Below are 15787 nucleotides of genomic sequence, written 5' to 3'. Positions count from 1 at the left end.
GATCACCTTGTCACCACAGCCGACGGCTGCTGATTTGCTTGCTCCGGCAAAGCGGACGACGCGGTTTCCGCGCGGCTTTCCAATAAGCTCAGAACATAAGGGTCGAATAGCGCTTCTCTGATCTGCAGCAGTCCCATCCGTTCGATCCACTGCGGCAGACGCTCCGCGTAATACCCCGTCTCCCTGTAATACTGAAGGAATGCAGCCGCAAGCGTCAGCAGCTCCCCGTCCGTTGCAGCCGTGCAAAGCAGCTGGCCTTGCTTCACGATGCGATCGCCGCTGCCGCCTACATACAGCTCCCAGCCGCCCGGCGCCCCTACGATTCCGATATCCTTCGTCAGAGATCCTGCCTCGTTTAGCGGACTGGCGGATACGCCGATTTTGATTTCATACGGCAGCTGCATCCGCTCCAGCCTTTTCTCCAGAGAAATGCCGAGCGGGATGGAATCCTGCATTGCATCCGCGGCATAACCGATTCCGCTGCATGTTCCGACCGAGCTCACCGGTTTGCCATGGACCGGCCCGACAAGCGGCATATTCAATTCCGTAAGGACAGCTTCGACATCCGCTTCCGGCACGCCGAGCAAGCCAAGCCGCGGTCCTTCCAGCAGCTTCACAAGCGGAATTGCAAATTTCTCGGCCGTATCCGCAATATGCCTCAGCTGCTCGGGAGTCGTAACGCCGCCATACAGCTTAGGCATAACAGCGTATGTACCGTCGTTCAGCCTGCCTGCTTGCACATCCGTTTGTGCGCTTGGGCCAGCCGCCGCAGCAGTACCGTGAACACCCAAATAATAAGACAATGCGGGACGGCATCCCTCGCAGCCTGCTTCGGTTTGCCAATCCAATGCGGCCATAATTTCGCCCGTATCGGCAAACCGGCGGTTCTGGATTTCCAGCATAAGTTCGTCATGGCTGAGCGTCGTGCAGGCGCAAACCGTTTCTTTCTCGGCCGTCTGCCCGAAGCCGTGAAGATGCACATAATCCAAAATGCTGCCGACCAACGTTTTACAGCTTCCGCAGGAGCTGGAGGCTTTCGTACACTTTTTCACTTCATCGACCGTTTGCAAGCCGTGCTCCTGAATGGCCTGAACGATCGTTCCTTTAGACACGCCGTTACAGGAGCAGACCAGCTCCTTGTCTGACATCGCCGCGATTGCGGCTTCCGCCGACTCCTGGCCGCCTGCTCCAGCGTTCATTTCCTTCTCGTAGACGGAAATATCCGTCTGCTGCTTGATCATATTAAGGAGCTTATTTCCTTCGCTGATATCGCCGAATAATACTGCGCCAACGATTTTATTGTCGCGGACGACGATTTTCTTGTACTTGCCGCGGATTCCGTCAACCCATTTCAGCGACTTCACTTCGTCGCTGTCCATGAATTCGCCGGCCGAGAAGACGTCCACGCCCGAAACCTTCAGCTGAGTGGCCAGCACCGAACCGTGATACCCTTCGTTCTCCACTCCGCACAGCGTTTTGGCGAGCACCTTTCCTTGCTCGTAAAGCGGTGCGACGAGGCCGTACACAATGCCGCGGTGCTCCGCGCATTCCCCGACCGCATAGACGTTCGGCACGCCGGACTGCATATAGTCGTTCACGACGATTGCGCGGTTGGTCTCGATTTGCGCATCCTTGGCCAGCTGCACGTTAGGCCTTACGCCTACTGCCATGACCAGCAGGTCGGCATCCGTCTTAGTACCGTCCTTAAACTTCAGCCCGACGATCCGGCTGCGGCCGATAATCTCTTCGGACTGCTTCTCGAGCAAGAAACGCATCCCCTGTTTTTCGAGCTCGGCTTGCAGCATTTTGGCCGCGGTCCGGTCCAGCTGTCTTTCCATGATGCTGTCGAAAATATGAACGACATCCACCTTCATGCCCAGGTTCAGCAAGCCGCGTGCCGCTTCGAGTCCCAGCAAGCCCCCGCCGATGACGACGGCCTTTTCATAGCTTTTGGACGCTTCTACCATCGTTTCGCAGTCGCGAATATCCCGGAAAGCGGTTACACCTTTTTTGTTTGCACCCGGGAGCGGCAGCATAAACGGCAAAGAACCGGTAGCGAAGATCAGCTCGTCGTATCGGACGGATCTGCCTGTCTCCGTAACGACTCTTTTGCGCTCCGTATCTACCTGCGTTACCGGTTCATTCGTGAACAGCTGGATATTGTTGTCCTTGTACCATTGCCAGTCATTAATCGTAATATCTTGGATGGTCGTATCGCCCTGCAGCACCTTCGATAATAAGATCCGGTTATAGTTAGGATGGGGCTCTTTGCCGAAAATCGTAATTTCAAAGGCGTCCCGGTCGAGGCTCAAAATCTCCTCGACACAGCGCACGCCCGCCATTCCGTTTCCGATCACAACCAATTTTCTCTTCGCCATCATGAAACCTCCATTTAAGTAGAAACGACTTGATCCGGCTGCTATGCCGTAGTCTCCACACCGTTCTGAAGTCCCGTCTGCTTCGGCCTCAGGGCGGAATAATTAATGATCAAGCATGCCAAGGCGAATACGACCATAAAAATAAATCCCAAACTGTACTCACCTGTCGCGTCTTTGACGATGCCGAGCACGATCGGCGGGAAAAATCCGCCGACGCCTCCTGCCGCGCCAACGATGCCCGTTACCGCTCCCGTGTTGCCGGAAGAAACCTCAGGCACCATTTTGAACACGGCGCCGTTGCCAAGACCGAGAAGCAAAGAAATCAGCAAGCAAAGCACCGTAAACGCAACGAAATGCTCGAGCGAAAACGACAGTCCAAGCGCGGCAGCCAATATACCGGTAAAAACGACCGATAACACCCGTTTGCTTCCGAACCGGTCCGCCAAGTATCCGCCCGCCGGACGGATCAGCGTAGCGGCGAGCACAAAGCCCGCAGTCCGCAATCCCGCATCAAATGCGTTAAGCTGAAACAAATCCTTCAGAAAGGTAGGCAAATATACGCTGAAAGCGACAAAGCCGCCGAAGGTCAGAAAATAGAAGATCGATAAATGCCAGGTCGCTTTCTCCTTCAGGACGGACAACGACTGCTTCAAGGTTTTCGGCTCGGCCGGCTTCGGCGGATCCTTCGTAAAGGAGTGGAACACCAAAGCCATTACCGCTACCATAATTGCCAGGCTAAAAAACACCCAAGGAATGCCGTACGCGGACGAAATGGACGGAATCAGGAAATTCGCCGCCGCACCTCCCAAATTGCCAAGACCCGCAATGCCCAATATAAATCCCTGGCTTTGAGGCGGGTACCATCTGGATACGAAGGTTAAAGATATCGCAAACGTGGTGCCCGCCATGCCGATAAATAAAGCGCAGATCAACATCCATGCATATGAATCGGCGAATCCGGCCGCCACCATCGGTAGAATCAAGAACAGCATCGTCAGCGTGAATACTTTTCTGCCGCCATGCCGGTCCGTCAAAATTCCCATTGGAATCCGCATGATCGAACCGAGCAGCACGGGGGTCGCGATGAGCACGCTTTTCTCAAGCGTGCTCAGCTGAAACAACTCCTGAATCTGCCCTGCAATTGGAGGAAACACCGACCAGATGATAAAGGATACGGTCATCGCGACCGTCGAGTAGATAAGTGCTTTAGTTGGATTCATGCCCTTTGGTCCCTTTCTTCCCGAACGTTATCCTTCTAGGATGCTTTATAGGCTTTATCTTCCATATACAAATACAGATCGCCGCTTTCGGAGTCGGCTTCTACCCGGAAGGAAACAACGCAGCCTTCGTCCGGCTCTTGCACCAATCCGTCATTCAAATTGATTTTCCAATCGTGCAGCGGACAAAACACATGATGGTCGCATAAAATCCCTTCGGAAAGCTTGCCGCCTTTGTGCGGGCATTTATTTTCGATGGCTTTGATTTCGCCGGTCGAGAGCTTGAACAACGCGATTTCCGTATCCTCGATTGTTATCACTCTTGAACGCATGCTTTCGATTTCTGAGATATGGCCGATTTTAATTTGCTTCATGCTGATGACTCCCTTTCTATTTCATTGCCGGTACAGGCATTTGTTCGAATGTTGTGCGAAGCTTGTCGGTTTCCGCGATTTCTTTCCAAGGATCCTGCGTCAGGCTGAGAGCAAGCTCGATGCGTTCGACAAGCGCGAGGCGGTCTTCCTTTTTCTCAAGCGCGGCTTTAATCGTATCCAGGCCGACTCTTTCCAGCCACTCCGCCGTACGTTCGTTATATTTTCCGGTTTCACGGTAATACTGCATGTACGCTCCCGTCCATTCCAGAACCTCTTCCTCCGTCTTTACCTTAACGAGCAGGTCAGTGACTCTAACTTTCGTACCGCCGTTTCCGCCGACATGAATTTCCCATCCGCCGTCGATTGCTACGACGCCCAAATCCTTGATCGTCGCTTCCGCACAGTTACGAGGGCAGCCGGATACGGCCATCTTAAATTTCGCCGGCGTGCTCAAACGTTCGAAGCGCTTCTCCATTTCGATTCCCATGGCCATCGAATCCTGCGTTCCGAATCTGCAGAACGTCGAGCCTACGCATGTTTTAACCGTACGAAGCGTTTTACCGTATGCGTAACCCGACGGCATGTCGAGATCCGTCCACATCGAAGGCAGGTCTTCCTTCTTAACGCCCAGAAGGTCGATCCTCTGTCCGCCTGTAATTTTTACTAGCGGCACTTCATATTTCACCGCTACATCGGCAATTTTCTTCAAATCCTGCGGTGTCGTTACTCCGCCGTATATTCTCGGAACAACGGAGTACGTGCCGTCCTTCTGAATATTGGCATGGTTTCTTTCGTTAACGAATCTGGATTCACGCTCATCCTCGTGCTCCTCCGGCCATACCATTCCGAGGTAGTAGTTCAAGGCAGGACGGCATTTGGAGCAGCCTTCCGGATTGTTCCAGCCCATGACGTTCATGACTTCCTTCGAAGTTGTCAGCTTCATCTCGCGAATGCCTGCAACTACTTCATCACGGCTAAGCGTCGTACAACCGCAAATGCCTTCCTTGACCGTTTTCACGCCGTCAGCGCCAAGTACATAGGTCAGAACGTCCGCAACGAGAGGCTTACAGCCGCCGCATGAAGCGGAAGCTTTCGTGCACGCTTTAATATCGTTAACGCTCGTGCAGCCTTTTTCATTGATCGCATTTACAACGTCAGCTTTGGAAACGCCGTTACATCCGCAAACAATCTCATCGTCGCTCATCGATGCAATCAGATCATGGTTGGAAGGGGCCGATCCGCCGGAGCCGAGCAAAATTTCTTTTTCTTTCCCCGTAACGTCTTCGCCGCTGCGGATCATGGAGAACAGGCGCGCGCCGTCGCTTATATCGCCGAACAATACGGCGCCGACAACCTTGCCGTCCCGGATGACGACTTTTTTGTATACGCCGCCGAATTCATCCTGCACACGAACAGCGCGTGTATCAGCCTCATCCCAGTACTGACCCGCCGAAAACACATCCACACCCGAAACCTTCAGCTTCGTAGAAACGACGGAGCCGGTATAGCCGTCCGTTTCCAAGCCGGCCAATTTCTTGGCAAGCACGGCGCCTTGCTCATACAACGGCGCGACAAGTCCGTACGAAATGCCGCGGTGCTCCACGCACTCGCCGACCGAATAAACATTTGGAATGCTCGTTTCCATGAAATCGTTGACGAGGATACCGCGGTTAACTTCAATGCCGCTCTTCTTAGCCATTGCCATGTTAGGCTTAATACCGATTGCCATAACAACCAGATCTGCAGTCTCTTCGGTACCGTCCGTAAATCTTAGACCCGTTACCCGCCCTTTTCCTAGAATCTTCTCTGTTTGTTTTCCGAGAAGGAATTTCATGCCTTGCTGCTGAAGCTCCTTCTGCAGCATCATCCCGCCCGTTTCATCCATCTGTCTGTTCATCAGAATTTTGTTGCTGTGAACGACGGACACTTCCATATTCAGATTCAGCAGTCCCCGGGCCGCTTCCAGTCCGAGCAAGCCGCCGCCGATAACAACCGCTTTTTTATATGTTTTCGCCGTCTCCATCATCGTTTCGCAATCTTTAATGTCGCGGAATGCGATAACGCCTTCTTTGTCCGCACCCGGAAGCGGAAGCATGAAAGGCAGCGAGCCGGTTGCAATAATGACTTCATCGTAAGGTGCTTTAATGCCGCTTTCCGTGCTGACGATCTTGCGTTTCGTGTCGATATTGTTTACCGTATGCCCAGCGTGGAGCATAATGTTGTTTTCTCTGTACCAGTCCCAACTATTGATGACAATATCGTTTATATCCGCATCGCCTGCGAGTACCGACGATAACATGATTCGATTGTAGTTCGGATGAGGTTCGCTGCCGAAGATGGTAATGTCATACCGGTTCGGGTCCAATTTCAAAATCTGCTCAATACAATTCACGCCCGCCATACCATTTCCAATCAAAACCAGCTTCTTCTTCATCCCATTCACACTCCTAAATAATTAAACGTTCGCTTATCTAACATTAGGTTTATTGGACAATCTCTCAAATCAGCGTCACATATACTGACATTCGCTTCTTGATTACTAATTTACATCATTTTCACGTATATAACAACCGTTTTTTGTGAGGAAATTTAACATTTGTAACAAAACGACGTATGAAATCTTTCAACCTCTTAAAATCGTTCGTTTTTTCGCGTGAAATCTATCAATTGGGTGCTGAAAATTTCCTATCGCTACCAGCTTCTTAAGTTGATTCAGGAATGTGATTTCGATTATGTCACCTTAAGTGACAACCACATCTATCAATTGGCAGCTATCGGGCGAACCGGGCCGGCGTACTCCCGTGGAGGACGGGTTATGTATTGCGTTGGATGTTGAGGGTTAATTTAGCTGAAGCCTTACTTCTTGCAGGAGTTACAGCATAATCAGCAGAGGCTGATTATGGGCCGGAATACATTCGATCGATTGAAAGCGCTTATCAGGGCGAAATAGTTGTGCGGCATGAAAAAAAGACGTCCCCCTGACCAGGAAACGCCTTTTCCCATTCTGCCGATTACACCTGCTTCCAGTAACGCTCGTCGCCGACAAAGGCTTCGTTAAACTTGCTCATGCAATCGTCTTCCACTTTACTATGATTAGCTACGTTCAGCATACCTACAATGATAAACAATAATTTCATCTCAATCGCTCCTTATCGCTTATTCGTTGATGCTTACTCGGCGTTAATTTACATGACACTTGGAAATTGGCAGTTTGTTTATGCGTTTTGTTTATATGTCAGATAATATAACACGAGAAGAAAACAGTCAATTGATGAGGAGCGGAAAAAGTATTTGGTTTACTTATAGACTTGTTCATTTATTCTAATAAAGCAGAAATTCGTTCGAAATGGGGATATTTTTTAACGTGTTACTTGTTAAGTCTCGAAGTGCTTATATCGTTCTTGAGGTGTGAATTCTTGATGCAGATTCGGTAACGCTAATTCCCTAACGGTAAAGGCGCTACAAATACTTGGGGCGCGGATTGAATGGTACTTTATGTGATGCTGTAGTTACACCTGATCGGCATTGAAATCCTTTTAAATTGAGATATATTTAACTATGTGATCGCTATTTGGTCACGTCATACGAACTCTAGATAGCAGGTCGTAAAGCATACGCCGCTCTGTTCCATTTTCACCCTGTGGGATGAATTTGTGTCGAAGCGGCTTTTTCTATTTTGAGGCCTATTTATGAAAGGATGCAGCTAGCGATGAGAAAATTTGACCAAGCTTATGAGGAATGGATACAGTCCTCTTGCACAAGAGAAAAATCACAGAAGACGCGAGCTTCTGGAGAAGGGGCTTGGTCATGGAACCGTTGAGTTTCTGCGCGCTGTTTGGTTTCCCGTCGTGAGAAATTTCAACCATCTGCATGCCGAGTGGGAGGTACGTGATTTTCACAATGGTTATCGGTATTTGGATTTGGCTTATCTGCCCGGCGGCGAAGCAAAAGGAGGGATCGAAATTCAAGGCTATGGTCCGCATGCCAGAAATCTCGATGGGAGACGCTTTAAGGATTTGTGCTGGCGTCATTGTTTATTATCTCTTGACGATTGGCTTTTATGCCGGTTGCTTATTTGTCCGTAACGGAAGAGACGAAACGCTGCCAGCAGTTAATTCTTTCGTTTATTCTTCACAAGCTGGTCGAACTCCAACATCTGTCGGTGGTCAGCGGCAAGCAGCGTTATCGCACATACGGCTTACGAACTCAGTAACTCTTATTTGCTCGAAACACACGGTTTTGGAAACCTTACGAACTCCACCGGCTTTGTTTGCTGTTTTGAAGCATTGTCTGGTCAGTAACTGGTACCATAAGGCCGATGGAGTTCGTTAGCCCAGAAAAGCTGCCGTTTTCGCTATGATAGGCATCGTGGGATTCGTTATAGTTTGTTTTAGAGTTCGTTTTGTTCTATTCCGCATCCCTTCTGTCCCGAAAAAAAACGGCCGGCTTCGTCTCCAAAACGAAGCCAACCGTTTTTCGTTTAATAAATCGTTCGACCCTGCTCATCCGCGATTCCGCTTTTGCGGTAGAAGTACGTATTAATGATATCGCGCCATTCCTTGGCATGCTCGGCTTGCCCGCGAAGTCTGGCTTCCGCCTGGACGTAAATCCTCTCATCGATCCGGCCGCGGAGCGTTTCCCATGTCCCTGCAAGCGCAGCCGCACGCTCCGCTCCTGCGAAGTGAGTGTCGTAAATATGTTGAATGACCGTTTTTCCCGACTTAAGAATATGCGTGTACGGCACATGATGGAAGAACAGCAGCAGCTCGTCCGGGCAGCGGTCAAGCGACTCATAAATTGCCGCGTTCTCGCCCAAATACTGGGAGGAATAGCCGGTTCCCGTTTTGACGGTCCGGTCCACGCCGATTCCGTCGCGGTCGGCAAAATGGTACGTTCCCCATTTGTCGTATTCGTAGCCGTCCACGTTAGGGCCGTAGTGATGATTCGGATTGACCATCCAGCCTACGCCAAGCGGTGCTGTGTAGGCTTCATAAATACCGAGCGATTCCATCAGCATGGAGCATATGAGGCCGACTGCGGCTTCGTCGGATCCGACGGCCTGAGCCGCCCATTCCTCCGCAATTCCTTCCGAGGTGAGCTCCGGATTCCAGGCGAGCCGCCCGTAGCCGTACAGATTCGCCTGAGCAAGCGGATGCCCGGTCCAGTTCATGTCGTCTCCTATATTGGATACGGCTGCGAAGCCCCCGTACCGCCTGCCGAAGACGCTTCCGTCCACAACCCGCTTGACCGGGGAGCTGTCCCCGAGCGCGTACGTTTCGAAGTCGAGAACCGTTTTCCACTGCGGCACCAGATAACAAAGATGACGCTGCTGGCCCGTGTACTCCTGTGTAATTTGGAATTCGAGAAGCTGGTTCGTCCGCTTCATCGCACCGAGCAGCGGAGATACGGGCTCCCGTACCTGGAAGTCCATCGGACCGTTCTTGATTTGTAAAATCACGTTATCCTTAAACGCCCCGTCAAGCGGCATAAAGTGGTCATACGCCGCTCTTGCGCGATCGGTGGACCGGTCCCGCCAATCCTGCTTGCAGTTGTAGACGAAGCAGCGCCAGATGACGAGACCTCCGTACGGCTCCAGCGCCTCGGCCAGCATATTGGCGCCGTCGGCGTGGTTCCGGTCGTAAGTGAAAGGACCCGGGCGGTTCTCGGAGTCCGCCTTCACGAGAAAACCTCCGAAATCCGGAATCGCCTCATAAATATCAGCCGCGCGCTCGCGCCACCACCGGCGGACCTCAGGCTCCAGCGGGTCAGCCGTCTCCAATCCGCCGACCTCGATCGGGCTCGCAAAGTTAATGCTGAGGTACAGCTTCACACCGTAAACGCGGAAAATGGAAGCCAGCTCCGCAATTTGCGGCAAATATTCGCCCGTCACAAACTTCGTCTCCAGCCGGTGCACGTTCACGTTGTTGATCGCGATCGCACTCAAGCCGACCGAAGCCAGCATCCGCGCATAATCCCGGATACGGTCCGGGCTGTACGAAATCTCGTCATCCCGGTAAAAAATCGACTGCCCCGCGTAGCCGCGTTCAATACTGCCGTCGATATTGTCCCATTGGTTCACCATCCGCAGTCCGTTCGCCGGATTTTCGATCATGTCAAGCCCGGAAGACCCTCGCCCGAGCGCAATCAGCCGCAGCAAATGGAATGCGCCGTACAGGACGCCGACAGAGGAATGCGCTCCGATGGCGGTCACACCGCCCGACGTCCGGAGGACGAAGCCTTCGGCATTCAGCTTGTCCGCCGCATCGCCGCAAATGTCGCGGATCCGTCCGTTTTCCTGAAACGTTCCAAGTATAATGCCGTTCTCCGGCAGCCCATTCTCCAGAACCGAAGGTTCCGCTCCGAGCATCGAGCCGATCCCGGCAATCAGCTCCGCTGCTGCCGCCTTTGCGGTTTCGTCACTGCCGGACGAAGCGATCCAGCCGTAGCGGGCCGCTTCCTTCTTCCTCAGAGCCTCGTTCCCGGGCGCATGATACGCAAGCCAGGCTTTGTAGCCCGGACTGTCCTTCGTAAAATGCTCGTGCATTTTCTCTCCTACCTTTCAAATCGGAACCAACCGAAGTCAAAATTACTTCCCGGCAGGAAGATGAAGGTTACGTTTTGAATGCCCTCCACTTTCTCCAGGCTGAATACCCGCTCTTCATATCCGTCCGATTGCGTAAATTCCAGAAGCTGATTGCTCTCGCCGTCCTGGTTCGCGAACCGGATATGGATCGTATTCTTATCGATCGGCGAACGGCCGCACACGACAAGTTTCGTTGCGCCCACGCCCGCAAAATCCAGCTGATCGAACACTAACGAAACGTTATTTCCGATTCCTTCAACGCGGCTGTCCCGGATCGCAAACGTATCCCCGTAGATGCGGTCGCAATCCGCGGCGTCGTTGCGCTCGAGGGCTCTGTTCTGAGACTGGAACGTGAAGCCTTTAATATGCACCTTCTTTTGAAGGACAAAGCAGATCGAAGTGATGCCGCGAAGCTTTCTGGACAGGCGGTACGTCTCCTCCTGGTAAACGTTCCATCTGGATTCCTTTTGGTAGATAACGTCGGCAAGCAATTCGCTGCCTTCCTCGTCCGGCATTCCTTCCCAAATTTGCAGCGAATACGGCTCGCTCGTCAAAGCGAAGATCGGCAGCGTAAGGAGATCGGAGCCGTACGGGCCGAAGTCGATGTCGCGGAAGCCGACCTGCGTTTCGCCGTCCCTGCTCGTCGCGACTCCCCGTTCGTTCCCGTTCCCGACTTCCCCTTTGCTGTAATCGTAAAGACCGGCGGAAATAAAGCCGTACGGATTCTTGTAAGCCGTGCCAAGGCCTTCGGCCGTAAATTCCAGCTGGGAGATCAGCTTCGTCTTGCCGGTGCCGTTTTTGCTTGTACAGCGAATCCGGAATTCTCCGTCGCCGAGTGCCGTAATCTTGGCCTCAAGTCCGGACGCCTCTACCTTGGCGATGCTCGACACGATGCCGGTATCGTTCACGGCGCTCCATTCCACTTCCTGATAAGAAGTATTTGCCGGCCATAACTTGGCCCGGACGGCAATCTCCTTTCTCGACGGATCGAACGACTGCCCCGAATCGCTGATGATCTCGATTTTGCGGAGGGGGATTTCATCAAGGCTTCCCGTCACGCAAGGCAGGTCTTCGTTTCTAGCTGCTGCGGATATTCCATCCAAAGCCGTCACCTCCGACGGCCGCGCCTCGAGCTCCAGCGTCCGGCTTCCCATGCCGGAAGAAGTCACCTCGATGCGCAGCTTGCCAGGCGTAAGCGTTGCCCCGACGATCGCCATCAGCTTGCCGCTGAACAGCCTTCTGCTCACGCCCTTATACGGATCGTAATCCGTGCTGTCGCCGTTATCCAGGCCAAGCAGCCGGCCTGCGCCGGTAACGTCCACGCGTACACGGTTATTCGCGTTCTCTACCGGATTGCCGGCTTCGTCCTCCATCGTAATTTCGACGAACAGCAGGTCCTCCCCGTTGGCGGTCAGATCGTTCTTGTCCGCCTGCAGGCAAATCCTCTTCGCGTCGCCAAACGATCTCCGCACATCCTGCGCAATGACTCGTCCTGCTTCGTCATAGGCGAACGCCTTTAATTCTCCCTCTTCATAAGGAAGCTTCCACCAGCCGGAAAGCTCCGTCCCGTGCAGGTGATCGATGTCGCGCACGCCAAGCGAAACGCCGTTGAACAGCAATTCGATTTTCGGCGCGTTCGAGCATACCCGCACATCGATCGTCTGGCCTTTGTTAAAGTCCCAATAAGGGAAAATATGAACCATCGGCTCGGTTCTGTAATCCGTCCAGGCCGCCTTATAGACGTAATAGGAATCCTTCTTGAACGTAGCCGTATCGATCTGTCCGAAATAAGAGTTTTTCGTATGATAAGGCGTAGGCTCGCCGATATAATCGAAGCCGGTCCATATAAATTGACCGAGGGAGAACGGCGTATCCCGTTCCGCGATGATGCACGCTTCCGCAGACTTCGCCCCCCAGCTCGTCGAGCTGTTGCCTAATGCGGAGCACTGCTCGTCGTCATCCGCTAAAATCGATTTTTCGAACGGAAAACGGTAAATGCCCCTGCTCTGCACGACCGAAGCCGTCTCGCTTCCGTAAATGACCCAGTCCGGATGCTCCTCATGATGCTTGCGGTAATATTTTTCAGCGTAATTATAGCCCGCCACCTTGACGATATCCGCGCACTGCTGCGCGTTTTCCCATGGCATATAGTTCGAACCGATCGTTATTCTGGCATTTTCATTCGGATCGTATTTCAACACTTCATCCATCAGCATTTTCGTAATGTCTTGCCCTCTGGCATCCGCATGCGTGTCATAAATTTCGTTTCCGATGCTCCACATCAGCAGGCTCGGATGATTCCGGTCCCGCTTGACCCAGCTTTTCACGTCGGCCGGAGCCCATTCCTTAAAAAATCTTGCGTAATCGTACGCCGTTTTTGGCCTTTCCCACATGTCGAAAGCTTCCGAGACGACCAGCATGCCCATCTCGTCCGCCAAATCCATCAATTCCTTGGCGGGCATGTTATGCGCCGTTCGAATGGCGTTTACGCCCATCTCTTTCAAAATAACGAACCTTCTTCTCAGCGCCTCTTTGTTAAACGCGGCACCGAGCGCTCCCAAGTCGTGATGCTCGCAAACCCCGTTCAGCTTCATTTTTTGCCCGTTCAGCAGGAAGCCGCGGTCGGGATGCAGCACGATCTCGCGGAAGCCGATCGTTTGTGCGTCAGCTTCGATGACGTCTCCGTCCTCCGAATCCTTGCGCAGTTCGGTCACGAGCCGGTAAAGCTCCGGATGGTCCGGATGCCACAGCAGCGGATTGTGCACGGTGAGCGTCTGACGATGCTTCGTTACCGGGCCGCCGTCCGCTTCGACACGAGCGGCAGTTAAGGCAACAACTTGGTCCTTGTACAGAATTGTATGAGCCAGATGAACGTCATGCTCAAGGCTCAGCTCCGTCTCGATTTCAACCTTCCAGCCGTCCTCTTCCTTTTTCGTGCTGACATAAATGCCGTCCGTCGCGATATGATTGCGGTCTCTTGCTTTCAGCCACACGCTGCGGTAAATCCCCGCGCCCGAATACCATCTGCTGTTCGGGCTCTTGTGCACGACCTTCAGCAAAATTTCGTTTTCCCCGTCCCGGACCGCGCTTGTAATGTCATGCTCGAAGGAGGAATAGCCGTATTTCCATTCTCCGATGTACCGATCGTTCACATAAAGGGTGGAATCCATATACACCCCGTCGAAGCAGAGCAGAAGCTGCCCGCCGTTAAGCGCATGCGTAAATCTTTTCCGGTACCAGCCGATGCTGTTCTCGTAAAGATTCAAGGTGTCATAAATAAGCCAGTCATGAGGAAGATCGACCTTTTCGAACGTCAATGCCTTGCTGTCCGCCGCCTCCAGACCGCTCTTGGCAAATTCCCAGCCGCCGTTAAACAATGTTTTCTTGTTCATGCCCGCATCATCCTTTCAAAGCCCCTACCATGACGCCCTTTACGAAATATTTTTGCAGGAAAGGGTACAGCAGCAGAATCGGTGCCGTCGTCACCATAATGGCCGCATATTTTAACGTTTCCGCCACGCTTTGGCTGTGCTGCAGCGTCGATGTGCCGATCATATTCGCATTGTCGTTCTCCAGCAAAATATTCCGGACGACAAGCTGAACCGGGAACAGCTCCTGATCCCTCAGGAAAATCATGGCGCTAAACCAGCTGTTCCAGTGTCCGACGCCGTAATACAGGATCATGACCGCGATAACGGGCATCGACAGCGGAATGAAAACGCTAAACAATATTTTATAATGACCGGCGCCGTCCAGGAAAGCGGATTCTTCCAGCTCCTTCGGAATCGACTGAAAGTACGTGCGCATGATGATCAAATTGAACGTGCTGACCGCCGACGGCAAAATAAGCGCCCATAACGAATTCAGCAGCCCGTATTCTTTGACGATCAGATAAAAAGGAACGAGTCCACCCTGGAAAAACATCGTGAATACGATCATAAACATGATCGGCTTGCCTAGCAGCACCCCGTCCCGGGAAAGGAAATAGGCGCCAAACGCCGTAAGAGACAGATTCACGGTCAAGCCCACGATGAGGACAAAAAAGGTGTTTTTGAACGCTTGCAGGAACGTCGCGTTGCTGAATACCGCCTTATAGCCGTCCAACGAGAACCCCTGTGGCCATAGCAGGATGCCGTCGAACGAGATTAACCGGTTGCCGTCGCTAAGCGAGGAGAACAAAATATACAGCATCGGATAAAGCGTCGCGACGATCAGCACCGTCATAACGGCCATATTCGTCCAATCGAAAAGTCGTTCACCTACAGATGTTTTGTTCAACGTACTCGACTCCTTACCATAAGCTGTTCTGACTTACACGTTTACTGAAATAGTTGGCCAGCAGCAGGATGCCGAAGTTGATGACGGAGTTGAATACCCCTACCGCGGTGCTGTAGCCGTAATCGAATTCCAAAATGCCTTTGCGGTAAACATAGGTCGAAATAACATCCGCCGTTTCATAAATGCTGGCGCTGTAAAGCAAAATGATCTTCTCAAAGCCGACGTTCATCAGATTTCCGAGCGCAAGAATAAGCATGATCATGACCGTAGGCAAAATGCCCGGCAGCGTAATATGCCAGATTTGCCGGAGCTTCGTCGCACCGTCTATTTTGGCGGCTTCATACTGCTGCTGGTCGATGCCCGAAATGGCCGCCAAATAAATGATCGTGCCCCAGCCGATCTGCTGCCAGATTTCGCTGATGACGTAAATCGCTCTGAACGATTCCGGCTGCTGGAGGAAGGCGATCCGCTCCCCGCCGAAAAAGGCGATGACATCATTGATCAAACCGTCCGAAAGCGTAAAGTAACGAATGATCCCGGCGACGACAACAAGCGTAATGAAGTGTGGCATATACGTAATCGTCTGGGTAATGCGGCGGAACACCGAGCTTTTCAGCTCGTTCAGCAGCAGTGCGAGTATAATCGGCGCCGGAAACCCGAACAGCAGGTTATACAGACTCAGCAAAACCGTGTTCTTGATCACCCTGAAAAAATAAATGCTCGAGAAAAAATCCTGAAAGTTTTCGAAGCCGATCCATTCGCTCCCCCAAATCCCCTTGGAGGGCACGTACTGCTTGAATGCGATAATCGCCCCGTACATCGGGACATAATGGAACATGACGTAATAGACGAGAACGGGCAGTATCATGAGGTACAGCCATTTATTTCGTATCAAATCTTTACCCAATCGGGTCTCGGACATCTAATGTCCCTCCTTCAATGCCGTTTTTGGCCGTG

The 15787-nt window shown here is 52.2% G+C and carries 9 protein-coding genes and 1 pseudogene; 1 reads left to right on the top strand and 9 read right to left on the bottom strand.

Going from position 1 to position 15787, the window contains the following annotated elements:
- Window positions 1-2 precede the first annotated feature (2 nt).
- The 5 genes from nirB (KP806_RS00820) to KP806_RS27515 form a co-directional block, all read right to left on the bottom strand.
- The gene (nirB, locus tag KP806_RS00820) at window positions 3-2378 is read right to left on the bottom strand and encodes a nitrite reductase large subunit NirB (protein ID WP_224721661.1); all 2376 of its coding nucleotides are present in this window, start codon (window positions 2376-2378) and stop codon (window positions 3-5) included.
- Between the two features lie 41 nt (window positions 2379-2419).
- On the bottom strand, window positions 2420-3598 hold the full coding sequence (locus KP806_RS00815) for a nitrate/nitrite transporter (protein WP_224721660.1): 1179 nt from the start codon (window positions 3596-3598) through the stop codon (window positions 2420-2422).
- 35 nt (window positions 3599-3633) lie between these two features.
- Window positions 3634-3969: a nitrite reductase small subunit NirD gene (gene nirD, locus KP806_RS00810; protein ID WP_224721659.1), complete on the bottom strand. Its 336-nt coding sequence runs from the start codon at window positions 3967-3969 to the stop codon at window positions 3634-3636.
- 16 nt (window positions 3970-3985) lie between these two features.
- Window positions 3986-6403 (bottom strand): nitrite reductase large subunit NirB, encoded by a 2418-nt coding sequence (gene nirB / locus KP806_RS00805; RefSeq protein ID WP_224721658.1) that lies wholly within the window; start codon window positions 6401-6403, stop codon window positions 3986-3988.
- Between the two features lie 577 nt (window positions 6404-6980).
- Entirely contained in the window at window positions 6981-7106 is a 126-nt protein-coding gene (locus KP806_RS27515; RefSeq protein ID WP_263575522.1) for a hypothetical protein, read from the bottom strand.
- 572 nt (window positions 7107-7678) lie between these two features.
- Between KP806_RS27515 and KP806_RS00800 the strand changes: the two are divergent.
- Window positions 7679-8182: pseudogene (locus KP806_RS00800) on the top strand (transcriptional regulator).
- Window positions 8183-8449: 267 nt separating this feature from the next.
- Here KP806_RS00800 and KP806_RS00795 read toward each other — a convergent pair.
- Genes KP806_RS00795 through KP806_RS00780 form a run of 4 tightly spaced genes read right to left on the bottom strand, consistent with a single transcriptional unit; the run spans window position 8450 to window position 15752 of the window.
- Window positions 8450-10513 (bottom strand): alpha-glucuronidase family glycosyl hydrolase, encoded by a 2064-nt coding sequence (locus tag KP806_RS00795; RefSeq protein WP_224721657.1) that lies wholly within the window; start codon window positions 10511-10513, stop codon window positions 8450-8452.
- A gap of 8 nt (window positions 10514-10521) precedes the next feature.
- Window positions 10522-13944: a glycoside hydrolase family 2 TIM barrel-domain containing protein gene (locus KP806_RS00790; protein WP_224721656.1), complete on the bottom strand. Its 3423-nt coding sequence runs from the start codon at window positions 13942-13944 to the stop codon at window positions 10522-10524.
- A 7-nt stretch (window positions 13945-13951) separates the two neighbouring features.
- The gene (locus KP806_RS00785) at window positions 13952-14785 is read right to left on the bottom strand and encodes a carbohydrate ABC transporter permease (RefSeq protein WP_397376352.1); all 834 of its coding nucleotides are present in this window, start codon (window positions 14783-14785) and stop codon (window positions 13952-13954) included.
- Between the two features lie 58 nt (window positions 14786-14843).
- Complete coding sequence (locus KP806_RS00780) at window positions 14844-15752, bottom strand: ABC transporter permease (RefSeq protein WP_224721654.1); 909 nt, start codon at window positions 15750-15752, stop codon at window positions 14844-14846.
- Between the last annotated feature and the right edge of the window lie 35 nt (window positions 15753-15787).

The organism is Paenibacillus vietnamensis, from assembly GCF_020169515.1.
Classification (GTDB): Bacteria; Bacillota; Bacilli; order Paenibacillales; family Paenibacillaceae; genus Pristimantibacillus; species Pristimantibacillus vietnamensis.
The sequence above is the reverse complement of the archived record's forward strand: the minus strand, read 5'-3'. Positions and strand labels throughout refer to the sequence as shown.

Bases quoted from the DNA above. Each gene is read 5' to 3' on its own strand.
- nirB (WP_224721661.1), bottom strand. From the start codon at position 2,378: ATGGCGAAGAGAAAATTGGTTGTGATCGGAAACGGAATGGCGGGCGTG.
- KP806_RS00815 (WP_224721660.1), bottom strand. From the start codon at position 3,598: ATGAATCCAACTAAAGCACTTATCTACTCGACGGTCGCGATGACCGTA.
- nirD (WP_224721659.1), bottom strand. From the start codon at position 3,969: ATGAAGCAAATTAAAATCGGCCATATCTCAGAAATCGAAAGCATGCGT.
- nirB (WP_224721658.1), bottom strand. From the start codon at position 6,403: ATGAAGAAGAAGCTGGTTTTGATTGGAAATGGTATGGCGGGCGTGAAT.
- KP806_RS27515 (WP_263575522.1), bottom strand. From the start codon at position 7,106: ATGAAATTATTGTTTATCATTGTAGGTATGCTGAACGTAGCTAATCAT.
- KP806_RS00795 (WP_224721657.1), bottom strand. From the start codon at position 10,513: ATGCACGAGCATTTTACGAAGGACAGTCCGGGCTACAAAGCCTGGCTT.
- KP806_RS00790 (WP_224721656.1), bottom strand. From the start codon at position 13,944: ATGAACAAGAAAACATTGTTTAACGGCGGCTGGGAATTTGCCAAGAGC.
- KP806_RS00785 (WP_397376352.1), bottom strand. From the start codon at position 14,785: ATGGCCGTTATGACGGTGCTGATCGTCGCGACGCTTTATCCGATGCTG.
- KP806_RS00780 (WP_224721654.1), bottom strand. From the start codon at position 15,752: ATGTCCGAGACCCGATTGGGTAAAGATTTGATACGAAATAAATGGCTG.